General features: G+C 52.3%; 17 protein-coding genes. 6 read left to right on the forward strand and 11 right to left on the reverse strand.

The annotated features are described in order from the left end of the window. Positions 1–15: 15 nt before the first annotated feature. The 3 genes from L6H70_RS14330 to L6H70_RS14340 all read right to left on the reverse strand — a co-directional run bounded on the left by L6H70_RS14330 (position 16) and on the right by L6H70_RS14340 (position 4,363). A complete protein-coding gene (locus L6H70_RS14330; protein WP_236334175.1) occupies positions 16–1,101 on the reverse strand; it encodes a response regulator transcription factor in 1,086 nt (361 codons plus the stop codon). After that, positions 1,094–2,875 (reverse strand): sensor histidine kinase, encoded by a 1,782-nt coding sequence (locus L6H70_RS14335; RefSeq protein WP_236334178.1) that lies wholly within the window; start codon positions 2,873–2,875, stop codon positions 1,094–1,096. The genes L6H70_RS14330 and L6H70_RS14335 overlap by 8 nt, the downstream gene beginning before the upstream one ends. 117 nt (positions 2,876–2,992) lie before the next feature. Continuing rightward, positions 2,993–4,363 carry a glycoside hydrolase family 30 protein gene (locus L6H70_RS14340; RefSeq protein ID WP_236334180.1) on the reverse strand — a complete coding sequence of 457 codons (1,371 nt, stop codon included), beginning with the start codon at positions 4,361–4,363 and terminating at the stop codon, positions 2,993–2,995. Positions 4,364–4,603: 240 nt separating this feature from the next. Here L6H70_RS14340 and L6H70_RS14345 point away from each other — a divergent pair, with 240 nt between their 5' ends. Next, positions 4,604–5,539: an MBL fold metallo-hydrolase gene (locus L6H70_RS14345; RefSeq protein WP_236334182.1), complete on the forward strand. Its 936-nt coding sequence runs from the start codon at positions 4,604–4,606 to the stop codon at positions 5,537–5,539. Positions 5,540–5,814: 275 nt separating this feature from the next. On the opposite strand, the gene L6H70_RS14350 is transcribed toward L6H70_RS14345, so the two are convergent. Then, the gene (locus L6H70_RS14350) at positions 5,815–8,085 is read right to left on the reverse strand and encodes a glycoside hydrolase family 3 C-terminal domain-containing protein (RefSeq protein ID WP_236334183.1); all 2,271 of its coding nucleotides are present in this window, start codon (positions 8,083–8,085) and stop codon (positions 5,815–5,817) included. 116 nt (positions 8,086–8,201) lie between these two features. Between L6H70_RS14350 and L6H70_RS14355 the strand changes: the two genes are divergently transcribed. From L6H70_RS14355 to L6H70_RS14365, 3 genes are all read left to right on the forward strand, one after another. Beyond that, complete coding sequence (locus L6H70_RS14355) at positions 8,202–9,482, forward strand: AraC family transcriptional regulator (RefSeq protein WP_236334185.1); 1,281 nt, start codon at positions 8,202–8,204, stop codon at positions 9,480–9,482. A 71-nt stretch (positions 9,483–9,553) separates the two neighbouring features. After that, on the forward strand, positions 9,554–9,925 hold the full coding sequence (locus L6H70_RS14360) for a hypothetical protein (RefSeq protein ID WP_236334187.1): 372 nt from the start codon (positions 9,554–9,556) through the stop codon (positions 9,923–9,925). Between the two features lie 246 nt (positions 9,926–10,171). Next, the gene (locus L6H70_RS14365) at positions 10,172–10,672 is read left to right on the forward strand and encodes a DUF2798 domain-containing protein (protein ID WP_236334189.1); all 501 of its coding nucleotides are present in this window, start codon (positions 10,172–10,174) and stop codon (positions 10,670–10,672) included. Between the two features lie 72 nt (positions 10,673–10,744). Here the strand turns inward: L6H70_RS14365 and L6H70_RS14370 are convergent, their stop codons facing one another. From L6H70_RS14370 to L6H70_RS14395, 6 genes are all read right to left on the reverse strand, one after another. Then, the gene (locus L6H70_RS14370; RefSeq protein ID WP_236334191.1) at positions 10,745–11,233 is read right to left on the reverse strand and encodes a DUF5680 domain-containing protein; all 489 of its coding nucleotides are present in this window, start codon (positions 11,231–11,233) and stop codon (positions 10,745–10,747) included. A 177-nt stretch (positions 11,234–11,410) separates the two neighbouring features. Next, positions 11,411–12,253 carry a membrane protein insertase YidC gene (gene yidC / locus L6H70_RS14375; protein WP_236334193.1) on the reverse strand — a complete coding sequence of 281 codons (843 nt, stop codon included), beginning with the start codon at positions 12,251–12,253 and terminating at the stop codon, positions 11,411–11,413. 525 nt (positions 12,254–12,778) lie between these two features. After that, entirely contained in the window at positions 12,779–12,949 is a 171-nt protein-coding gene (locus tag L6H70_RS14380) for a hypothetical protein (RefSeq protein ID WP_236334195.1), read from the reverse strand. A gap of 232 nt (positions 12,950–13,181) precedes the next feature. After that, entirely contained in the window at positions 13,182–13,859 is a 678-nt protein-coding gene (locus tag L6H70_RS14385) for a hypothetical protein (protein WP_236334197.1), read from the reverse strand. 574 nt (positions 13,860–14,433) lie between these two features. Further along, entirely contained in the window at positions 14,434–17,256 is a 2,823-nt protein-coding gene (locus tag L6H70_RS14390) for a glycoside hydrolase family 3 protein (protein ID WP_236334198.1), read from the reverse strand. A 116-nt stretch (positions 17,257–17,372) separates the two neighbouring features. Beyond that, the gene (locus tag L6H70_RS14395; protein WP_236334200.1) at positions 17,373–18,263 is read right to left on the reverse strand and encodes a helix-turn-helix domain-containing protein; all 891 of its coding nucleotides are present in this window, start codon (positions 18,261–18,263) and stop codon (positions 17,373–17,375) included. A gap of 134 nt (positions 18,264–18,397) precedes the next feature. On the opposite strand from L6H70_RS14395, the gene L6H70_RS14400 reads away from it, so the two are divergent. Further along, positions 18,398–19,603, forward strand: a complete 1,206-nt coding sequence (locus L6H70_RS14400) for a sugar efflux transporter (RefSeq protein WP_236334202.1) — start codon at positions 18,398–18,400, stop codon at positions 19,601–19,603. Between the two features lie 29 nt (positions 19,604–19,632). Beyond that, positions 19,633–19,983 (forward strand): response regulator, encoded by a 351-nt coding sequence (locus tag L6H70_RS14405; RefSeq protein ID WP_236334204.1) that lies wholly within the window; start codon positions 19,633–19,635, stop codon positions 19,981–19,983. Positions 19,984–19,996: 13 nt separating this feature from the next. Here the strand turns inward: L6H70_RS14405 and L6H70_RS14410 are convergent, their stop codons facing one another. Continuing rightward, on the reverse strand, positions 19,997–24,373 hold the full coding sequence (locus L6H70_RS14410; protein WP_236334207.1) for a helix-turn-helix transcriptional regulator: 4,377 nt from the start codon (positions 24,371–24,373) through the stop codon (positions 19,997–19,999). Positions 24,374–24,395: the final 22 nt, after the last annotated feature.

Below are 24,395 nucleotides of genomic sequence, written 5' to 3' on the forward strand. Positions count from 1 at the left end.
TTTAATTGGACGGAATTACCCTTTAGGATTGGACATTTTTAAACCGCTGCCCTGCTTTCTCATTTCACCCGGAGCGATGCCGTAATGCTTCTTGAATACCCGGTAAAAATAGCCCACATCCTCATATCCGGACAGCTCTGCCACCGTCTTGATCGGAATGCTCTCCTCCGCCAGCCACGCCTTCGCCTTCTCCATGCGCAGATGCAGGATATAGTCCGTGACATTGCAGCCATATTCCAGCTTAAAGACCTTGCTTAAATATTCCTTGCTGACAAAAAAAGCTCTCGCCAGCGCCTCCAGCGTCACTGCTTCGGCAAAATGGGCATCGATATACTGCCGGACCTCGTCCAGATTCAGCTTATTTTTGAACTTCCGCTGTCCGATCAGCTGCTCAAGCCCTGCCGTATATATTCCCTTGAGAAAAACGATCATGCTGCTCCCGGACTGCAGCACCTCCTGCGGAAGCTCCGCTGCCAGGCCGTTATCCTCCAGTCCGTTGCCGTGCATCAGCTCCTTCAGCAAAAGCAGCATCTCACCAGCCGCCTGCCGGAGGGCTCCCGGTTTGCCGATTCCTGCCTGTTCCAATTCCTTGCTGACTGCATCAAGAACGGAGCTTACCTCTTCGCAGTTCAGCTCGTTGAAATGTACCTTCATCAGCTGCTTATGCTGTGCCAGCGAGAAGGATACACCCAGGTCCAGAGCATAGTCCCCCGGTATACTGAATGCATCTTCCAGCTCCTTGACGCATTTGCCCAGCACAGCATTCAGTTCCGCCGGGTCGATCGGCTTCAGCAGATAATCCATTGCCCCGTAACGGATTGCGCTCTGCGCATATTTGAAATCGTCATATCCGCTGATCACGATCACTTTGATCTCAGGGAACCGTGCATGCAGCTCATTCATCAGCATTACGCCGTCCGTACCAGGCATGCGCATATCGGTAATAATAATCTGCGGTGTCAGCTCGCCTACAAGCCGCAGCGCCTCCTGGCCGTCCTCTGCTTCGCCGGCTATTTCCAGCCCAAGGGCCTCCCAGGCTCCGAACGTCCGCACAATATCACGGTTCCAGCCCTCATCATCCACCAGCAGCACTTTATGCATGGTCCATCACCTTCCTCTCTAAGGGAATCGTTACCGCCACTGTTGTTCCTTCTCCGGGACTGCTCTCCACCCGGATTCCGTACAGCTCGCCGTAGTGCATCTGAATCCGCGAAGCTACGTTGCTGAGCCCGATCCGCTCACCATGCGTCCACAGCCCGCCGCTTCGCACCTGGAGCCTTCCCTGCAGATCCGACAGCTTGTCCGGCGGCATCCCTATCCCGTTATCACGGATCATAATAACCGTGTTCTGTCCCTCTCGCTTTACCAGGACCTCCAGCTTCCAGGGTCCAGTCCTCTGTTCCAGGCCGTGAAAAAAAGCATTCTCCACAATCGGCTGCAGGCTCAGCTTCGGGATCAGGCTGCCGGCCGTGTCCTCATCCACCGTGATGCTGTAATCAAGCCGGGCGGCAAAACGCTGCTGCTGAATCTGCATATAGTTATTCAGATGATTCAGCTCTGCCTGCAGCGGGGCCAGGTCCTCTGGCTCGCGGATGATGTAGCGGAACATGTCACTGAGTGATCTCAGTACACCATAGCTCTCCGCCGGGCTGTTCTTAAACAGCATGCTGCCGATCATCTGCAGTGTATTCTGCAGAAAATGCGGGTTGATCTGCGCCTGTAGCGCTTTGAGCTCGGCACTCTTTTTCTCCAGACTGATCAGATACTCCGTGCGGATATGCTCGCGGATGCGGTGCGACATCTGGTACAGCTTCGTCTCCAGGAAGCCTATCTCGTCCATCCGGCTGCTGAATTTCATCTCCCGCTCCTTCATCATACCGAAGCCCTGGATCGACCGGGTCAGACTGACAATCGGCGTTGCCACCCGCCAGGCCAGCAGCACCGCAAGCAGGATGGCTAATGCCACGGACACCGCCCCTACAATCAGCCCGAAATTCATCGTCGCCAGCGCACTTTTATTGATCGAGCTGTTCGGAATCACGGTGACCAGCTTAAGGCCAACCGGATCTATCGTGTTGTAGAACACATATCCGTGGTCACTGCGGAAATATCCCTGAGTCTCCTGCGTACCGGCTACCCGGCTCAGCGTATCCTTGGACGGGCTGTCCCCCCAGGGCTGATACAGCACCTCACCGTCCGCACCGGCAATGAATACCGTATGGTCGCTGCCGCGGCCCAGCAGATTCAGGGTCTGATCGAGTACCCCCCAGCGGATGCCGAGCGAGATGCCGCCAAGCTTTTCCTGATTCTCAAAACGGTTAATGCTCCGCACGAGCTGGAACTTGCTGTCATCGCGGCTGTCCGAAGTAATCATGAAGTCCTTATCCTGATCAAATAGCAGCTTGTAGGGGGCCGGGATAGCGCCGGGTGATTCGATATCACTTTGCGAGGCATTGATGGTGAACAGCTTGTTATACTCTTTCAAGTACAGCTCCACCCCGATCACATGGTTGCCTGCGGAGTAGAACAGATTGGTCAGGGTATCTATAATATTTTTCTGCGCGGCAAATTGGCTGGACAGGGACGGCTCCTCGGCGTTTGCCAGATAATCGCTCAGGTGCGGGCTGATCAGCACGGTATAAATCAGATTGTTAAGCTGGGCGAACTGGTCCCCGAGATAGATTCCGGTCCATTTCATATTGGAGAGATTCGTGCTGATGACCTCTGCCTCCATCGACCTGCGGCTGTTCTCTGCGGCCAGGCCGGTGATGGTGACGATCGGTACTACTGCAAGAATAATCATCGTCAGCATCAGCTTATTGCGGATACTTCGCCGGAAAGGCTCTATCAGTTTCATCATCCATTTCGTGAACATCGCTCTAGCTAACCTCCCGGTTTCAGTATTCATAGTCTGCCCATCGCAGAATGGATTCATATTAGCAAAAAACTAACGCCCCGGATAGCGGACGTTAGTTCAGAAATGCTCAGCCTTCTATGGGCCGAGCACAATCGTATGGAAGGATTCCGGCTCCAGCTCAAAAGCATACTCTGCAGAGCCGCTGTCCAAGTGCAGCATGCGTTTTTCCTTGTAGGGATTGGCCAGTACCAGCGTTACCCCGCCGTCAGGTGTGCGGAAGGCCACTGAATGTCCGCTCCAGGGTCCCTTAAGCCCCACCCGCACCGAACCCGGCGCAGCGAAGCGGGAGAAGTGCTGCATCACATAATACTCCGGATTGATGATGGCAGCGTTTTGCCCGGGATCAATGGTCAGCATCGAGTTCTGCTCCCAACCCCAGGTGCTCCGCCCCTTCGGGGCAAGCGCCATGTTCCAGTAGATATAAGCATTCACGCCGTTTGTAAAATAATGCTGATACAGGCCAAACACATATTTGGCATAAAACCATGTATTCTCCCCGTCCCCGCATTCATTCTCGGTCTGCATGTACCGCAGCTCGGGATAGCTCAGGGCGGTCCGCTGGATCGCATGCTTGCCTGCCCACTGATAACCGACACCCTTGACATACTTGTAAGCCTCCGGATCACCGAGCACAACACCGGCAAAAGCGTCATGGTCGCTGGACTTATGCTTCAGCCATTCATCCCAGGGCTCCGGCGCATTGATGGTACCCAGCCAGATTTCCGTGTCCAGTCCGTGGTCTGCAAAAGCCGGGCCCAGATAGTCACGAATGAATTCGCGCAGCTGCTCTCCGGTCCAGACACAGGAAGGAAACTTCTGGTCGGCCACCACTTCATTCTGCACATGCACCTGATGGATGGTGATCTCTTCTTCCTTATAAGCCTGCACGAACTTGACGAAGTACAGCGCATAAGCCGCAAGATTCTCAGGTTCCCAGCGCAGCGTACCGTAGTTATAGGCCTTAGGGAATTTCATCCAGGTCGGCGGACTCCAGGGCGAAGCGAACAGCTTCAACTCCGGGTTCAGCGCCAGCGCTTCCCGGATATAGGGGATCAGATATTTCCGGTCACGCTCAATGGAGAAATGCTCCATCGCATAATCGCCGTCGGTCTCATTATGGCTGTACCATTCCAGCGCATAATCACTGGCGCCGATCGGCAGCCGACAGATGCTGAAGCGCTGCTCTCCCTCCGGGTGAAACAGCGCGTGCATCACCCTGGCCCGTTCCTCTTCCGGTAAAGTCAGCAGCGCTTCGTACCCCAGCTCATTGAAGCAGCCGCCGAAGCCTTCCAGTATCTGATGCTGATCAGCGGTGATAGAGAGATTGGGCTTATTGGCCTTGGCGGGGCTATCGGACTTATCAGACCCGCTGGGTTCAGGAGCTTCCTGCTCTACCCATGCTGCTTGTTCTGTACTTGCAAACCATCTAAGCTGTGTATTTGTCATATGTTTATTTTCACTCCTTACGGTGATAGGGGTCACGGTTCTTCCCATGCATCAGATATAGCATGCATCCGAATGTTTGCGCTTACATTATATCTCTAATCTGCTGGAGATGGATTGGACAATCCGGCAGCCGGGAATTGGATTATTTTAATCTTGCCGGATGAAACGAACGGCGTTATGCTCACGTACAAAGACAATTGGAAATATTATGAATTCAAATTTATGAAAAGAGGTCAAATTATGTTTCATTCCCGGCATTTCAGCATACACCTGTTGGCTGAAGGTATTTATGCCCTGATAGCCACGGAACAGGGCGGGGCCATGAGCAATGCTGGCATCATGGATATGGGCGGTTATACGCTGATCTTTGACACCTTTAACACTCCGCAGGCCGGTAAAGACCTGCGCGAAGCGGCGCTCTATCTCCTTGACCAGCCGATCGGTTATGTCATCAACAGCCACTGGCATGGCGACCATGTCCGTGGCAATCAGTTCTTTTCCGATGAATTAATTGTATCCTCTAGCAGAACCAGAGAGCTGATGCAGGAAACACAGCCCCAGTGGCTGGCCCGGATGACACCGCTGCTGCCGCAACTGGAAGCGGACATTGCCGATGCCGCCGTCAAGTTATCTGCTGAGCCTGAGCAGGAAAAGCGGCTGCCGCTGGCTGCTGAACATAACTACCTCCTGGAAATCAGGGAATCGATAGAGACGCTCGCCGTCACCTATCCGGAGCTTACCTACGATCATCAGCTGACCTTCCATGGCTCTAAAAGAAGTGTCCGGCTACTGTCCCTTGGGCGGGCACACACGGAATGCGACTCGATTCTCTACTCCCCTGCTGATTCCCTCGTCTTCGCCGGAGATGTTATCGCTATCCGGAATCATCCGCTGTTCACAGACGGAGATCCGCACAGCTGGCTGAACGCGCTCAGCGCGCTGGAGAATTTGGGAGCTAAGCAGATTGTTCCAGGACATGGTCCCGTAGGCGATGCTGGCAGCATCATATGTATGCAGGAATACATAATGGATTTGTTGGCTGTCAGTCAACAATATCGAGGGCTGGAGCCGAAGCCGGATGCCGCGGGCATTCCGGTGCCTGAAGCTTACCGGGACTGGAGCGCCACTGGCGTATATTACCGCAACCTAGAGTTTCTGCTGAACAGGTCATTCTAAAGGCAGTCAAGGCAGCCCTATGGGTTCCTTCGACAGAAAAACTACAGAGCAGCGTTTCTCCGGTTTTCCGAGAAACGCTGCTCTGTGTGTTGTGGGCACTGCCGCTTACAATCAGCAGTGCCTGCGGACAATAGGTCTATCATACTGGCGCGGACATAGTACACCATTCAGCTCAACAACAGGCTGATATGGATTCTATTGCACTTTCTACATCAGATTCTCTCTAAATCAAAGGTGATTTCGAATCAACTGTATTCTATACAACAGGCCAATACTCATTCCTGTCTGGCCAGTGCGTTCAATTCCCGCAGATCCTCTGCCAGGTTCTCCTCGGTATACTTGCCTTGGCCGAAGCCGATCAGTGCCCGCAGCGGCATATATTTCATCATCGCGAGGAACATCTCCGGATTGTCCTCCATCGCACTTTCCAGGCCGAAGATACTGCTGTAATGCTTCGCCTTGTCTGCAGTCAGCGGATTCGCCAGCAAATCGCCAACCGTGGTATTCCGGTGGAAATTCGCGGCAAGGCGTACTGTCGATTTCACTTCCAGCGGAGCGGTAAGACGGATATCGCGCGAAGACGCACCAATTAGAATGTTAAACACTCCGCTCTCCACATGCCAATCGCCCAGCTGCACGTTGTAGTAGGCGAACGAGCGCTTGTTCAGCGTAAATGAAACCTCGCGTGCCTCACCCGGCTGCAGTTCGATTTTTGCAAAACCCTTCAGCTCCCGGAGCGGACGGATGACGCTGCTCTCCACATCACTAACATAGAGCTGCACCGTTTCTTTGCCGGGTCTGCTGCCGGTGTTCTTAACGGTAACCGTAACCTGTACCGTATCCGTATCCTCGATGCTGCCCTTATCCAGCAGCAAATCGCTGTATTCGAACGTTGTGTAGCTCAGCCCGAAGCCGAACGGGAACAGCGGCTCGATTTCTTTTTTATCATAATAACGGTAGCCGACAAACAGCCCTTCCTTGTACTCCACCTTATCCCCTTCACCGGGGAAGTTCAGGAACGAAGGATTGTCGCTCAGCTTCTGCGGGAAGGTCTCCGCCAGCTTGCCGCTGGGGCTTACTGCACCGAAGAGCAGATCGGCAACCGCGCCGCCAAATGCCTGCCCGCCAAGATAGCCTTCCAGCACTGCCTTGATTCGCAGAAGCCACGGCATTTCCACCGGTGAACCGTTGCTCAGCACAACGATAATATTGCCCTGCACCTCCGCTACCGCCTCGATCAGCGCCTGATGGCTGGCCGGAAGCGACAGATGGCTCCGGTCATAGCCTTCGGATTCATAACGGTCAGGCAATCCAAGGAACAGCACTGCCGTATCCGCTTTTGCCGCTGTATCCCGGGCTTCCTGCAGCATACGCTCATTGATCTCATCGCTGGACAGCTCGTATCCCTGCGCATACAGGAAGCTCACAGCCTCTCCGGCAACAGCCTGCATCTCCGCAAAGGCATCATCCAGCTTCGTCGGATTAACATGCGAGCTGCCGCCCCCCTGATAACGCGGCTTCTTGGCGAATTCACCGATAATGGCAATGGTACCGGACTTTGAAAGCGGCAGCACATGGTCCTCATTCTTCAGCAGCACCATGCTCTCCCGAGCAACCTCACGCGCCAGCGCATGATGCGCTTCAGCATCAAAGGAGGCATCCTTCCGGCGGCCTTCCACGCTTTTGAAAATAAAGCCCAGCATCCGTTCCACTGCCTTATCCAAAGTCTCCATGGACAGCTCACCGCTATTCACCGCGTTTACGATCTTGGCATCGCCAATTCCGCCGCTTGACGGCATTTCCAGCTCCAGCCCGGCCTGCAGCGCCTTCACCCGCTCATTCACCGCACCCCAGTCGGACACGACAAAACCCTCAAAACCCCATTCATCGCGAAGCACCTTAGTCAGCAGTGTTTCACTCTCTGAGGCGTACTCACCGTTGACCTGATTGTAGGAACACATTACGCTCCAAGGCTGACTCTGCTTCACGGTCCCTTCAAAGCTGGCCAGATAAATCTCGCGCAGGGTCCGCTCGTCAATGACGGCGTCAACAGACATTCTGCGGTGCTCCTGGTTATTGGCGGCAAAATGCTTGAGCGAAGTGCCTACGCCCTGGCTCTGCACACCCGCCACATGGCTTGCCGCCATCTCCGAGGCTAAAAACGGGTCTTCCGAAAAATACTCAAAGTTCCGCCCGTTCAGCGGCGAACGCTTAATGTTGTTACCCGGACCCAGCAGCACGGCAACATTCTCCGCCTGACATTCCGCGCCAAGCGCTTGCCCTACCCGGCCGATCAGCTCACGATCCCAGGAGGAAGCGAGTCCGGCGGCAGACGGAAAACAGGTAGCTGGCACGCTGTCGTGCAGCCCCAGATGATCCGCGCTGCTCTGCTGCTTGCGCAGGCCATGCGGTCCGTCGGTTACCATGAGCGACGGAATGCCCAGCCGTTCAATTCCTTTCGTATGCCAAAAATCCAATCCGGAGCATAGTCCTGCTTTTTCTTCGAGTGTCATTTGTGAAATGAGGTGTTGAATGTTCGTTGTCATCAAGAGCCCTCCCTAAGATAGCGTTTTCTTTTTTTCATTCTAACTTACTTTTCTCTGTATTTATGGCATTTTTATTTGATTTTTGGTATTTTAATTGGATAAGAGGGAGGGCTGGAATGTTAAACTACTTGAAAGAAGCCGACGGTATTCCTTATATCTGCAGGCTGCTGTATGAGGCTTACCGGATACAGGTAACCTGGCTGGACGCAGAAGACAATATCCGCCTGACGTTGCCTGCACTAGTAGAAGGACGTCCGGCCAAACCTGGCAGCAAGGGCCTGCTGGAGGAAATTATGGATGTTGTCCGCAGCAACAGGATATCCCAAAGCACTGAGGCCCACAGTCCGCTTCCGCTTGTGCACACCACCGGCTTTTTGGAGAATTGCTTATTACTCCGCCTTCCCGCTGACGGAGCACATTCCGGCGGAACGATCCTGCTCGGTCCTTCACTGTCCGCTCCCATTACGGAGGAGATGGCTGCCAGCCTGCTCTGCGACTATAATCTTCCGCAGAGTCAACTGGAGAGCTGGCTTCGATATTACCGTAGCCTGCCAGTATTGAACCGGATGAGATGGTATCATGCTGCACTGCTGCTGTACACGCTTATCACCGGGCAGGCACTGTCTGTTACGGACCTGCTGCTGGCTTCGGCCATTCCGGAGCCGGCTGTGCATCCGGGTGACGGGCCGGATCTGGACCTGTCTTACCGGCGCGAGAATGTGTGGCTGCACCATGACCCGATGCTGGAGCGGGAGATGTTCCGCCATATTGCCAGCGGGGATAAAGCCGGACTGCTGAGGGCCCAGGCTGCTTTTCCCGAAGAGAGTTTCGGTCTGCTGTCCAAGAAGAGCCAGCTGCGCAGCAAAAAGAATCTGGCCGTCTCCTCCATTACCCTGGCGACACGCGCAGCGATTGAAGGCGGCCTGTTCTGGGAAATCGCCTACACCCTCAGCGACTTCCATATCCAGCACATTGAGGAGTTAAAGGACATTCCGGCTGTGGACCGGGCCTTGAACGCCGCCCTGTGTGATTTCGCCGACCATGTGCGCGACAACCGCAGATCAAAGCTGTCCCGCACCGGGGCCCTGTGCCAGAACTATATTTTTAACCATTTGTATGAAGAGCTTTCCTTAAGCAGGTTAGCTGAGATTGCCGGATTGAATGCCAGTTATCTTTCTCAATTGTTCAAAAAAGAAACCGGACTTGCCATCAGCGACTATATCCAACGGGAGCGGATTGAGGAAGCCAAGCGCCTGACGGAGCTGCCAGGCATCACCCTGTCAGAGATCGCTACCCGGCTGCATTTTAACGATCAGAGCTATTTCACGAAGGTGTTTAAGAAATATACGGGGAAGACGCCAAGGCAGTACAGGCAGGAAAAGGGGAATCTTCTGTAGCCAACTTGAAAATTATGGTATGATTATTAGGAGATTTCCTCACACTATTTCCTAAAAGGAGCGATACCTACTTGGGCATAGGCATTATTTTTATTGGTGTGGTTGCGTATATCATTGTGCAGGCCATTGTACGTGATAATGGAAGAGGCCGCAGAAGAAATCGGTACGGGGACAAAAGCGACTCTGCCGACAATTTTTTTTATACGGGTGCGAACCCGAATTTCTTCACTGGTGACGACAATCGTAATGATGATAACAGCAAAAATAGCGGACATCATGGACATCACAGTCATAACCACGGCGGAAGCAGCTGGAGCGGCGGACATGATCACGGGCATGGCGGACACGGAGGCTGGGACAGCGGCGGTGGAGATTCCGGCGGCGGTGGCGGGGATTCTGGTGGCGGTGGCGGAGATTCCGGCGGCGGTGGTGGCGGGGATTAACTCAAGTAGTAGCTAACCTCTCAGGCTGCACTCTAAACGGTCGTTTTTTTACGAAGCACTTATCCATAAGTTCCTAAACTTTAGGTCTTGACTTTCTATCCGAGAAAAATACTAAGATAAATATATCAGTGTGTAGCGATGACGCATGACCATCTGAACCGGGTCTTGCGTTTTTTTGTGTGATGTTGTGAAATATCCTGTACAAGAACGTCTTCCATCTGAAATCACATTTTGGAGATGACAAGCATGCTGCAAGAAACAAGGTTACCAAGGAACAAACAAGAGGGTCTTCTCTTCCTATTGATTGTTTCGCTCATTTCAGTTAACACCATTGCTCCAACTATTGTGGGCCTGGAACGCGGCTTTAGTAAAGAGGTTTATTTGGATACGCTGCAGATTCTTCCGGTCATGTGGATTATCGTAGTGTTGTTAGTTAAGTTCGTTGCCGGGCCAATTGTTGGCAGGCTTCTGCCAAAGTTCGTAGGGCAGACAGATGGATTTAATGCCAGAGTATTATTCAATATTGTTCTGAATGTATTGGTATTATCCCTCATACTATCCATTATCGGAACTTGGGTGGGAACGAAGCAAATAAGCCTGGAGCCCTTTAGAAGCTTTCTTCATATCTGGCCTAGAAATTTCGGTGTAGCGTTCTGGATTGAAATGATAATTGCTCAGCCGATAGCACGATTCGCAATGAAGCTGCTGCATGCCAAGCAGGCTAAGCGCGCCGGAAGCATCAATTAAATTACGCGCTATAACACACCCGCCTGGCAGCTTTCCACGCAGCTTGGCGGGTTTACTATTTTGGACATGAATCTATTGCTTAATCCAGCCACCATGAAACATACATTCATACACTTTCATACCGCCCGCCCGGATTTCTTCAATACCGCTGAACCAGCCAAAATCCCCGTTCACAGTACAGGTGTAGGTGAAATGTCCATCACTATAATGCTCTGGCCCACGAAATGGCCGATCAGCCGGCACATGCAGCAAAGCCTCCTTCAGGAAATCACCACTGAATCCTTCAACGGTAACACGGCCCGCATAATTCATGGCCCATAGCGGCTTGTCATTCTCCCACAAGGCTTCTTCTCCGGCAAACTTCTCTGACCCAAGATAAGTATCGATGTATCGAAGATTCCCGCGTGTAAACTCCAAATCATGAGATGACGGGCGGGACGGGGACAGCTCCGGACCCTCTCCTGCATAAGTTGCTTTCTTAGCCTCCAGCAAAAAATCAATCAATTCCACCATACCAACCATCTCCCCGGAATTATTAGTCACCCCTCTATTGTAGAACATATGTTCTTGGATAAATATGACTTTTATCCCAAATGCTCTGTAAGGCTCAAAATGTCGTCAGAAAATGTGAATGTTGAACTATGTTCCCCATTAATGAGCCGCTAATATAAAAAAAGAACCTCTGAGGTCGCGCCTCAAAGGCCTTGTGTTTAGTAATGTTTTATGACTGGTTTAATTCTATTGATCTTCTACACCGGTAGGTAGGTTTTTACTCGCTACATTTGGCTTCGTGTATATTTTATTGAGTATGATCGTTTGCATGATAATGAATATACCGCCAACCGCCCAATATAATGGTAAAGCAGCGGGCATCCCAAAGGAAAATACCCCCATCATGATCGGAGACAACAATCCGATGAAAGCCATTTGGTTATTTTGATTTTGCGGATACTGCGCTGAACCGGATTGAGACACGCGAAACTGCAAGTAATACACCGCAGCAGCAATAAGCGGCAAAATCATATCTGTTTTCCCCAAGCTAAACCACAGAAAATTGTGAACTGCAATCTCGGGGGTACGACGGATGGCGTAGTAAAATGCAAGGGTGACCGGCCATTGGAGAAGCATCGGTAAACACCCCATGCTTAAGGGATTAAATTGATGTTTCTGGTAGAGCTGCATCATCTCGGCTTGCTGTTGTTTTTTTGCCTCGCTATTGACGTCGTTCTTATACTTCTCCTTAAGTACAGTTAGCTCCGGCTGAAGGACGGCCATCTTTTCTTTCATGTCCATTTGTTTCTTGGTTTGATTCATCATGAGCGGCATGATCGCAATTCTGATGATGAAAGTCATCAGCACGATCGATAATCCGTAGTTACCGTCAAGTGCATTCGCAAAGAATTTGATCAGGATCGAAAACGGATAAATAAAAAAGTGATTAAATATTCCTGATGAATCTGCATTAATCGAGTTTGATTGGGATGCTGTTGAACACCCGCTTAGCACAAAGATCGGAATAACTCCAATCAACATAATAAGAATGGGCTTGACCCATTTTTGGAGCACCAAAATCTTTTTCATCATTGTCCTCCCTTATTGAAAGAATGAAATATCAATGTGGGGAAGGACCATGATTCTCTTCATCGGGTGCTTCTCTTCGTCTGGCGATACGTACGATCCACCGCTGAATGCTGCTCACTTGCGACAGTCTGACAGCCACAAACCAAGTAGAACCGGCTGCAGCAATTTCATGACCCCTGTGAATCTGTTGTAAAGAAAAATAGGTGAGTGGAATTAACACTAAGGAAGAGATGAGAGCGATCGAGAATGCCAATTGAACCAAGTCAAAAAAATGCTCCAGTCAAGTTCACCTCCGTACGAGCTGCATTTGGAAAATTTTGAATAATGACTATACGTTAGAAAAACAGGGTGGTTTCACTAAGCTGCCTGTTACCTTATTAAAGGATCGTCAGTCTAAAACTTTATTTTCTGAGTTTATCAAGACCTAAATTTAAGAGAATAAGATATAAATAAAGGGTGCAAAATCTTCCATGCGATAAGCCAGGCTGTTTGGAGAAAGTTTATTTGATATAAGATAGGTTCTTGTCATCCGCTGTACCGATCCAGCCAGTCCCGCTGCCACGCCTCGAAGGACTTGCCACTTCTACTCTGCAGCGGCTTGCCACTGGGGAGCGAGAACATGCCGTCCCCGTTTAAATCTACAACCGTTACGGTGCCGCCGATCGGCTTGCCGTCAAGTAATAAACACCAAGGCAATAAATTCCCCCTCCATCGCTAGGCTTCCAATCGCCTTAAATCGTTCTACCTCTATGGTTTTGCCTATAATCGGCTGGATCAATGTCTTCCATTAGTCACCATTCGACCATATCTGGCATACGGGTCAGCACTTCCCGATGCGACTGTCGAAAATCCTCTCTACCGCTGGATATTCCTAGAATCTTCGATCAATGAAATGTTGAATAACCGCCCCGTAAAGGGGCGGTTATCTTTAATCTTGCATGAATGCTTCTAACGGCTCCAGAGTCGAGAACGTCTTCTTTGCATCCTTCTTCCGTTGCTCATCGTAGAGTTTAGTCAACTCCACGAATGATTTAGCTTCAATCTTCCTATACCCCGACTTGGTGTATCTGTTAATGTACGTCTTTTGTCCTTCCTCTTCAACCCACTCGTAAACAACGTCATATAGGTTCCTCAGATTCTTCAAATGAAGTGCCCGGCACAATACTGCATAGTGTTCTTTAATGGCTTCATCGCATTCCTCCACAATCTTCTCGTATGGGCAGCCAACTCGCATCAGAATCTCAAAGGCCCGTTCATCGCCGTATCTCAAGAGAAATTCCTTCAACGAAACCAGAGCATATAGCGTTATTTGTTCCTTGTCATTCGGATTCTTGTATTCATAACAACCTACAACCAAATTGCGATCAGTCAATTCCTCCTTACTGAATTGCATTTTGAACAAATACTCGAGTGACTTCTGCTTCATAACGGTTTCCAACATCTGTTCTTTATCAATCTTGATGCCCGTTGTCACCCAGGGAAACGGTAGTTGGCCGTTACTTTCATGCGATATGCTACCCCTAACATTCAAAATCGGCAGACCTGCAGCACTTGCGTACGACCTGTTATATCCTTCGGCCGCGAATATTTCCTGTTCTTCTTGCATGTGTCCTGTCCCTCCCTTTAGTATCATATTCCATTCGGCGCGTAGTGCCGGCAGTTGTCTGCGAAGTGAATCTCCGCTTACTTCTTCGCTCGATTCCAGCGCACCTTCATACTGTGTTCTGGCTTGTAGTTCTACCGCGTTCCTGCCCTACTGACCTGCAAATGCTTCAGATACACACGGTTAATACTTTGCCGCTTCCGACTCCTTTCAATTAAAGCAGTCGATTCTAGAACAACCTCCATTTATGACAATTAAAGAATTACCCTTGGTATTTAGGTCTAGGGAAGAGTTTCATATTATTCAGTTACCCTGCCAATTAGCACAAGCCTTTCCCCCTATTAACCAATATTAACATAGGTTTATTCGGTAATTACCAGCATTATCCTGCTCGTTGGCCTAATGAATCATCATCAGTCTAACACTCCATTTCCTCAAACTTTTTTTCTTTTGATATAAGTCCCCTCCGCCACTTTTCCGTTAAGTTTAACTTTAATCCAGTAAAAAAGCCCCGCCATTTCTGATAACCAGAAATGACAGGGCTGTACATGTTCCATTCATACTTCGCAGCCAGGATTTACAGCGTAAACTGGAAACGGCTGAGCAATACTTCGCCTGCAAAGAGCAGGAATACATCGGTGGTTCCGGCATCGACTCCGGCTATAGCCGACAGCTGCTGCCATTCTTGAAGCCCTCCGCCTGCCGGAACCTCCAGGGTTGCCGCAAGCTTACCTGTCGGACTGCCGGTTCTGACCTCAATACTGCCGCCGCTCACAGACGAGACAAGCGCCTCGAAAGCTGCCGCTCCGTCAGCAAACTGCACATTATTGAAAGCGATCCAGGCTCCGTCCTGAACCGGATGAACCGAAGCACCGCCTGCCTTGCACTCATCCAGATAGACGCCTTCATAATCGTCGTAATTCTCTGCTTTGGTTGCAGTATAGAGATTGCGGGCCGGTACCGTATCGCCGTGCACTCTAATCTTGGCGGACAGCTGGATGTCACCGGAGGAGCGGCCAACTAAAATGTTATATTCTCCGTCTTCCACACAGTATTGTTCACGGGTTACATCCCAGAACGCCAGTTCAGCTACCGGCAGGGAGAACGTCACGGTCTGCGATTCACCGGCGCCCAGACGGATTTTCTCAAAGCCCTTCAGCTGCTTGATCGGACGTTTGATCCGGGTGGACAAGGACTGCACATACAGCTGAACAACTTCATCGCCTTCTACACTGCCGCTGTTCTCAAGCTCCACGCTCAGGCTGATGGTATCGTCCTGCTGGAGTTCTTCCGCCGCAAGCGACAGTTTCTTATAAGCCACCTGTGCATAGCTCAGGCCGTGGCCGAACGGATACAACGGTTCACCGTCAAAGTACATGTACGTTCTTTTGCCTTTGATAATATCGTAGTCCATCAGCGGAGGAAGCTGGTCCACCAAACGGTACCAGGTCATATTCAGCTTGCCGGACGGGCTGTAGCCGCCGAACAGCACTTCGGCCACAGCGTTGCCCAGCTCTTGACCGCTGTGGGAAGTATACAGTACCGCCGGGATATGCTCATCGATCCAAGTGGAGGTAATCGGGTAGCTGCCGACAATTACGACAACCGTGTTCGGATTGGCTGCATAGACAGCCTTTACCAGATTCTCCTGCTCTTCCGGCAACACGATATCCGGTCTGTCGATTTCTTCCTTGCCGTTCAGCAGCGGATGGTTTCCGACGAATACGACGGCAACCTCGGCAGCCTTCGCCGCTTCAACCGCAGCTTCCACACCATTCACAACGATGTTTTTGCGGAACGTGTGCGCCTTAGCATCGTCCTCCGGCTCACCGGCACGGAGCGTACCGTCTTCTGAGACGGAGACCGGCTTGTCATTCCAGGTCCGCAAGCTTACCGTTCCGTCTTTTTCCGGCACAAGGTTCATCGATTCCTTCACATACCAGCCGTAGATTTCATCAGCGGAGGCTGTTAGTGTCCCCTCATCGTTCAGGGTTACATATTGCCCGCGGCTTGTCGCTTCAAGCGTATGGGCAGTCCAGCCCCAGGCGGTATGGCGGAACAATTCCCCGCGCTCCGGCACATCATGCAGCACAGCGAGTCTGCCGTCTTCTCCAGTCATTCCTACAGCTTGGCCGCTGGCTGCTGAAGTCAGAATAATCCGGTCATCACCGCTTTCAAATGTCACCTGCTTGCCGGCCAGCTTCTTGGTTACCCCCTGCAGCGGAGTGACCCCATAGGCCAACGTGCCGGAATACCAGTCTCTGAAGGCTTCGTCTCCGAGCGGCCCGATTACAGCTACTTTGGACAGCTCCTGCGGGTTCAGCGGAAGTGCAGCCTTCTCATTCTTGAGCAGCACGATGGATTGCTTGGCCGCTTCGAGCGACAGCTCGCTATGTTCTGTGCAGAGAATGACAGAGTCGTCGATAGATGCATAAGGATTGCCTTCCTCGGGATCGAATTCACCTAGACGGAACCGAACACGGAATGTATTGAATAGCGCGCGGTCCAGATCTGCCTCCGCCAGCAGTCCTTCGTCCAGCGCTTCATGAATTACTTTGATCGTTTCAGCCGTTTCTTCAGTCACGCTGTCGATCCCGTTTTTGATAGATTCCGCCATGGACTGGGCAAAGGACTCGTAATATTTATGGTCCTTCACAATCCCGAACAAATCGCCGGCATCACTTACTATAAATCCGTCCATTTCCCATTCGCCCTTCACCACATCCATAACCGCTGGATGCAGGATCACCGGCACTCCGTTGACCGAATTGTAGGCGGTCATCATCGACTGGGCGCCGCCTTCCTTGAAGGCAGGCTTAAAGGCTTCCAGATAATATTCACGCATATTGCGCGGATCAATGCTGGAGGAGTCCACACCGCGGTTAATTTCGTTGTTGTTGCCAAGGAAATGCTTCAGCGTTGCTACCGCTTTCAAGTATACCGGATGATCTCCTTGAATTCCCTGCACCAGCGAGGTGCTGAGACGTCCGGTCAGTTCCGGGTCTTCTCCGTAAGCTTCTTCGGTACGGCCCCAGCGCGGATCGCGTTCCATATCCACTGTCGGCGCCCAGAGGGTCAGTCCGTTGACCGTCGGATTTTTTTTATAGAAGGCTCTGGCTTCGTCGCCGATGGCGGAACCGATCTGCTTCATCAGCTCCGGGTTCCAGGTGCAGGCCAGGCCGCTCGGCTGCGGGAATGAGGTTGCTTTGCCCAGCCAGGAGATGCCGTGCGCTCCTTCCGTACCATGCTTATAGGCGCCTACGCCCAAACGCTCAATGGCCGCTTGATACTGCGGCATCAGACTTACTTTCTCATCCAAAGTCAATCTCGACAGCAAATCCTGCACACGCTCATTTAGCGGCAAGTCGGTCTGCTGAAAAGGATATGTAGCGGTTTCCATTCATAGTCACTCCTTCGGTCTATATGATAACGGTTTCATCCTATTTCATCATAAAAGATAACCGCTTTCAGAAACACCAGAACAATTGACATAAAAATCAGTGCAAAATTAGAGATTTATTCTTCCGTTTTGAGGAACTTCAGAGCATCGAGGGACAGGCCGGTCAGCTTAATTTCTTTTCCGCTCGTAATGACGTAGTCGCCCTCCGGTTCGCTCTCCAGCAGACGGCTGCGGATTTCTTTGGGTGACATCCCGTATCTCGCCTTGAATACCTTGTGAAAATACGAATAAGTCCCGAATCCGCAATTGCCGGCAATACTCTCCAGACTTAAATCCGTATAGCGGATGCGCTCCATGGCGTTGGACAGACGAATTTCCTGGGTGTATTGGATAATGGTGTAGCCGGTCTTCTCTTTGAATAGATGAACCGCCCGCGAGACGCTCAGCCCGGCGAATTTCGCGACATCCTCAACCCGGAGCGGCAGCAGCGCATTCTCATTAATATACCGCTTCATCCGCATGATCAGCTCATTAGAGCGCCCGGGGGTGTCCTGCCGGGAAAGTGCTTCAACCGGCAGGCGGTCAAGCGATAAGCAGAGTGCGCAGAGCAGATGGCGGATCAGCTCGGGATTCTGCTGCACAATCCGGTGCTGCTCAAGGCCGAGCTGCTGCCATAATGACAGCATCCCGGCATCCAGATGGATCCGCTGCTGTGTCTGCCGCGGCTGGGCAGCCCACCAGGACTCGATCCACGAACCTTCACAGAGCAGGTAATAATCGCCGCTTTCAATCTTCCCGTCAATCTCCTCAACAGACAGATAATACGGATCTCCGGGACGGTAAATGAGCAAATCTCCCGGCTCGATCAGGCACATTTTTCCGTCAACGAGCGCCCGGCAGCTCCCCACCACCTGCAACCGGAACAGAAAAAACGGCGGCGGCCTAAAGGTCGATTTGAATGGAAGTGTATGAAAGGAATACGCGCAGGCATGCAGCCTCAAGTCCACAATTGTCACCTTCCCAGCCAAATAGTAGAGGTTTGTAATCAGATAAAACATTCACTAATCTTAAGTAAATCACTATACTATAACCAAATCAAAGAGAATACCGCAAAGAATTCCGAAGGAGACTATTTACATCAATGTCAATTCGCATCCGCCAGCTTTTCAGCATTCCAGGCTATACCACGTTTATGATTTGCATGATCCTGCAGGGGATGGGCATTTCCATCAGCTCACCGTTTCTGGCTGTCTACTTCACCACTAAGTTAGGGGTATCCGCCGGTGTTTTCGGCATTTTCACCGCCATCACTCTGATCAGCGGCGTCTGGGTCAGCTCGCTCATTGCCGGGCGTTCTGACACCGGTATGAACCGGAAGACCCTCATGGTTACGGCTATGTTTTTTAACGCTCTGGCTTTTTCCGGGTATTTATTTATCCATGAATTTTATCTGCTGCTGATCTACATGACTATTTTCACAGCAGCCGGTGCATCCGCCATGCCGCAATTGTTCGCCAGTGCGCGGGAAGCGGTCAATGCCAGCCGCAGCACCGATCATGCTTTTGCCAATTCTACGCTCCGTTCCATGTTCTCCCTGGGCTTCATCACCGGCCCGCTCATCGGCGCGGTTCTGCTCAGCCGTTTCGGATTTCAGGGTATCTTCACCGGAACCACTCTGATTTTTGTCATCAACGCAGCACTGATGCTTCTCTTCGTGAAACGGCCGGCACCGGCAGCTGCAGGCTCTGTACGCGCCAAGCCCAAGCTGCAGCTTAAGCTGCATCAGAATCCGCGGGTTCTTATTCCGTTTCTTGTATTGACGCTGCTCTATTCCGGACATTGGCTGAACAACCTGAATATCTCACTGTTTATTATTAACACTTTAGGCGGCAGTACAGAGAATGTAGCCTCGGTATCCAGTATATGCGCCTTGCTGGAGATCCCCTTCATGCTTGTACTCGGCGTTCTGTCAGCTAAATATTCCAACCGTCTGCTGATGATCTGGGGAGTTGTTCTCGGTGGAGCCTATTATGTACTGGTGCTGTCTTCAACTGAACTGTGGCAGATTATCGCCGGGCAGGTGCTGCTGGCTTTCTTCGTAGCTGTAATTTCGGCGATCGGGATCAGCTATATTCAGGATCTGCTGCCGGATCTGCCCGGCTATGCCTCCACTCTCTATACCAACGCTACAACGCTCGGCAGACTGTTCGGAAGCCTCGCGGGCGGAGCTGCAGCGCAGTGGGTCGGCTACCGTCATGCCTACTGGGCTTGTCTGCTGCTCGTGGTCATCTCCTTTGGCCTCTTGGCACTTCCCCAGCGCTTGCCGGGACGGCAAGCCGCGGATTGACGGCCTATCCAGACAGGAGGAACTTTATTATGAAAATCATACTTATCGACGATAAAGCGCATGTGCGCGATTCATTGAAGCCGGTGCTGAAGAAGCTGTCGTTTAAAAATGAAGACATCCTGGAGGCCAATTGTGATCAGGGGGCGATCCAGCTGATCGCAGCGCATGAACCGGATATTATTGTGACCGACGCCAAGCTGCTGCTGCTCAGTGAGTCCCTGCTCCCGGACGAAACTTACCCTAACAGCAGAATCATTGTTACCAGCAGCCATGCCTTTGTACTGGATGCGTTTAGCCGGGGCGGGATGGATTCTCTCCTGAAGCCCATTGACACAGGTGAACTGGAGAATGTCCTGCTGCGGGTGTCAGCCGCCGGATAGGCGAAGCTATCGGTTAATCCAGCAGCTGCAGCTCCCGCGCGCGGGCAATAGCCTGGGCGCGGCGTTTGACGCCGAGCTTGCCGTACAGCCGGAACACATGACTCTTCACGGTTCCCTCCGTAATTCCGAACCGTTCGGCAATCTCCTTGTTGGACAATCCGTCTGATAAGGAATATAAGATTTCTTTTTCCCGGTAGGTAAGAGAATCAACCAGCGGATCCTCCGCGCGCTCCACAGGCCCACCCGGTTCATGCTCAGGCTCATGTTCATAGGTAGTCCCCTGCGGCCCTACACTCTGCTGTGAATGCAGGTATACCATGCGGGCGATCATGAAATCCAGCACGTTCTGCCCATCCAGCGTGAACACTCCCGTAATCAGGTCATTCTCCAGGTAGAGCACAGAGGTCATGGCCTCTCCCGGAAAAAGAATCGGCATGCATAGTACCGACAGCACCGGATGCTTACGGATGTGGGGATCAGCGGCAAAGGAACTGCGCCCGGCATCGGCAAGCAGCACTGGCTCAGTGGTCTTAACGACATAACGCACAATAGACTCCGCGAATACCGTGCCTTCCTCCCGTACCGGGGCCTCGAGGTTTCCGCTCTGTGCAGATACAGTAAAATTCTTGCCGTCGCTATTCAGCACATATCCCTGTACTGCTCCCGAATACCGGACGGCCGACTCCAGGAAGCTGCTGATTCTATCCAGGCGTTCTATGGGCTCAGGCCACCCGTCGAACCGGTATGGCGCCTCTTTGCGCTGTTCCGGCACAGCTTCTCTATCAATGATTGCTGTAGCCGTTTCTGCAGCCGCCAGCTCTCCCGCCTTCAGCAAAGACGGCAAGGACAGATCAGGATAACGCTCCTTGAGCAGCTGTACCTTACCTTCGGCCCCCCACAGGGAATAGGCCCGGCAGGCATCAGCCAAGAACCCGTCTGCTCCGGCCACACTTCCAGCCGCTCTGTAAAAATGTGAAGAGCGTTCGCAGGCAATTCCCTCCATCATCCCGTTGCCTTCCCTACGCGCTGTTGTAATGGCCAGTTCATAGTTTTTAGCTGCTGCCGTCCGTTTTCCGTCAATCCGCTCGATTTCAGCCTTAATCAGCAGGCAGGCGGATGAATCCCGTCCGAAATATCCGGTCCAGCGTTTCAGGGAGTCCAGCTGTTTGTTAAGCTGCCGGCGGAACCTGCTGCGCTCCTCCGGCAAGGCGTCCGGATAAAGGGCGGCAAGCGTCAAAGCATGGTAGATATGCTGTTTGCGCACCTGCATCCGGGTTTGCCGGAAGGTGTTAAAGCGGCCTTGAGCCACCCAGACAAGCGCGTCCCGGTATCTCCCTTCCAGATAGGCCAGCTCCGTTTCACAGGTACAGATATAATAGATTTCGTTATTCAGACTTTCCTCGGAACGGCTATTGTTCAGTACCGGAAGAGCCGCTTCCATACTAAGGCCGGTATCTCCCTGCATCCGGGCAATATACTCTTTAGCAATCCGGAAAATGCTGAGCGTAACCTCATCCACAAGCTTCCGCGAGAGGATCTCATACTCCATGATCATCCTGGATAATGAATGCAGGCTTCCCGTGTGGTTAACGGTAGAGGTCAGCATTGCAATACTGACAAAAGACAGATTGGCCGCCTCCATGCCATGCTGGACCGACTTTCGGAAATAACCCCCCGCCTCCTGCGGATTCTGCTGCAGCCGGGCCAGCCCGCGGATATAATCGAGGCGGCACGATAAATCTGCACTTTCAAAAGGAGCGGACAGCTGACTGGCCGTTTCAATGTACAGCTTCCCTTTTTGATAAAGAGACAATTTATTGCGCAGAATCACCAGCCCGTAGCCGGCAAGAATATAGGCAAAGGCTTCATTGTTCCCGGCCTTCAGCCCATAGCGGACGAATCTGGAAAAGAGCACCGCCGACAGTTCCAGACTTACCGTAAATACGGAGCTGGCAATGGCCATTATAAGGTCAGATAAAGCTTTATAGTGGGGGTCGCGGTTCACCGGAAGTGCTGTAAGCTGATCACGCTTGCGGTACAGGGCCGTCTGAGTCAGCGTCACTTCCTTTAAAATGGCGGCATGGGAAGGTCTGAGCGGCAGCTTCCAGCCGAATTCCGCGAGCGCCTTACGCCCGACTTTTACAGCCAGCTCGTCTTTTTTCAAATAAGCATACATAGCAATCCGGATACGGTAGATATTGGAACGTTCGAGCAGGTCTCCGGTGAGCCCCATCAGCCGGTCGAGCAGCGCCGCCGCACGCTCTGTATACCCGCAGATATATTCACATTCCGGCAATTCCAGCATCAGCCTGTAGGGCAGCGAGCCGGGAGCAGCCTCTTCGTCTCCCAGGAGATGTAGCCCTGTCTCCAGAAAATATAATGCGGCGGCAAACGCTGTAGTCGCTTTCGACTTCAGGCCAGCCTGAAGATTCAGCTCGGCAAGCGTTCTGCGCTCTGCACGGTCATCCATCTTGGGGGAGCCCAGATTGAGGTGATACACCCGGTCAAAAACCGAGTATGCCTGTTTGTCGAGGCTACGGCTCATACTGCGTCCGATAGCCAGATGCAAGCCGGCCTGCTCCTCCTCCGGCACAATACCATAAGCGGCTTGCTGAATCCGGTCATGCAGAAAGGAATAGACCAGCCCGCCCGCTTCTATATCCGGGGAACTCTCCTCCCGGCTGATCAGGCTTTCCAGCTCGGCAGGCTGCAGCAGCACCAGGGTATCTTCCAAAGAATACCCGCTCATTGAAGCAATATCCGATACACGGAAGCTATATCCGAGCGCCGCTGCTATTCCCAGCAGGCCGACGGTATCTCCGGGAAGCAGCCGGATGCGCTGTTCAATTAATTGGAGAAGCCCGGGCGCTTCCGGCAAGGCGGTAATTGCCGTTATATCCCATTCCCAGCTCCCCCGCGCTTCATCAAAATATAGACATTGCTCGCGGTGAAGACTGTCCAGCAGCCGGTGTATGTAGAGCGGATCCCCGCCCGTGCGGTGGTACAGCAGTTCAGCGAGCATCCGGACACGTGCCGTGTTCTCTTCAAAAATATCCGAGAGGAATTGTCTGACATCCACGTAAGTCAGCGGCTCCAGCGCTATATGCTGGACACGCGGTGAAGATGGTTTGTGCTGCATTGCCAGCATCTGCTCAAGCCAGGCTGCGGAGGCCCCATTCTGATCCCCGCTGTCCAGCCGCTCCTCCAGCGTTTCTGAGCGAAATGATCCGATCACCGCTATACCGCTCGTCACTTCATCCTCTGCAAAGACCCTCAGGAAATCCTGTGTATCCGGGTCAGCCCATTGCAGATCATCCAGGAATAACACGAGCGGCTGGTCTTCGCCGGCAAACATACCGATAAACGTCGGCAGCAGCCGGCGGAAACGGAGCGCAGCCTCCGCGGGAGGAAGAGGTTCAGCTAAAGGGATGGTACCGAGCAGCCGCACGGCTTCCGGTAATATTTCAGTGATGATCCCTGCGCCCTGGCCCAGAGCGTCCAGCAGCCGGGATTTTAACTGCTCCACTTTGTCCGGAGCTTCGCTCCAGGTTTGCCGAAGCAGCCGGCGGAGAGCCTGCAGAATAGGCGCGAACGGAATCTCATGATTCATGTAGTCACATTTCCCCGTAATAAACGTGCCGCCTTCACGGGTGAACGAAAGCTGCAGCTCGCCAATAAGCGAGGTTTTGCCGCTGCCGGCACGGCCTGTAACCAGAACGAAGCCGGATTCGCCGGCCGAAGCCCGTTCAACCACCGCCCTTAGTTCACGCGCCTCCTCTTCCCGGCCAAATAGCCGTTTCGGCAGCCGAAACTGGCTGATCCGGTCCTTCATTCCGATCTCAAAGTGTTCAATCTTCCCTGTTATGTCCAGAAATGAAATACACTGCTTCAGATCAGCCAGCAGTCCGTACGCACTCTGATAACGCTGTTCCGGGGACTTGGACAGCAGCTTGGCAATGATATCTTCCAGAGGCCCCTCAAGCTCCGGCCGCAGTCCGCTGAGCGGTGCGGGCACAACAGCCATATGTACATGAATCCAATCCTCTAAACGCCGGGCCTGCAGCGGCAGCCTGCCTGTAAGCATCTCATAGAACAGGATTCCCAGGGTATACAGGTCGCTGCGCTTGTCCGGCAGCAGTGGATTGCTCCGGCTCAACTGCTCCGGGGACAGATAGGCATAATTCTCCCCGCCCTCTTCAGACAGGTAAGCTTCCTTCAGCTCTCTGTGAACCAGCAGCACGCCAGGCTGTAGGCAGCCGATGACTTTATCCTTCTGATGTGCAGACTGAACCAGCTTCGTCAACGCCACAGCACAATCTAAAAAGGAAGATACCTCCATACACGTTCCGTCCAGTAATTCCCGAAGCCTAATGCTGTCTGCAAATGACATTGTGTATTGATTCCTCCAAACC

This window comes from Paenibacillus auburnensis (assembly GCF_927798115.1).
Lineage (GTDB): Bacteria > Bacillota > Bacilli > Paenibacillales > Paenibacillaceae > Paenibacillus_AQ > Paenibacillus_AQ auburnensis.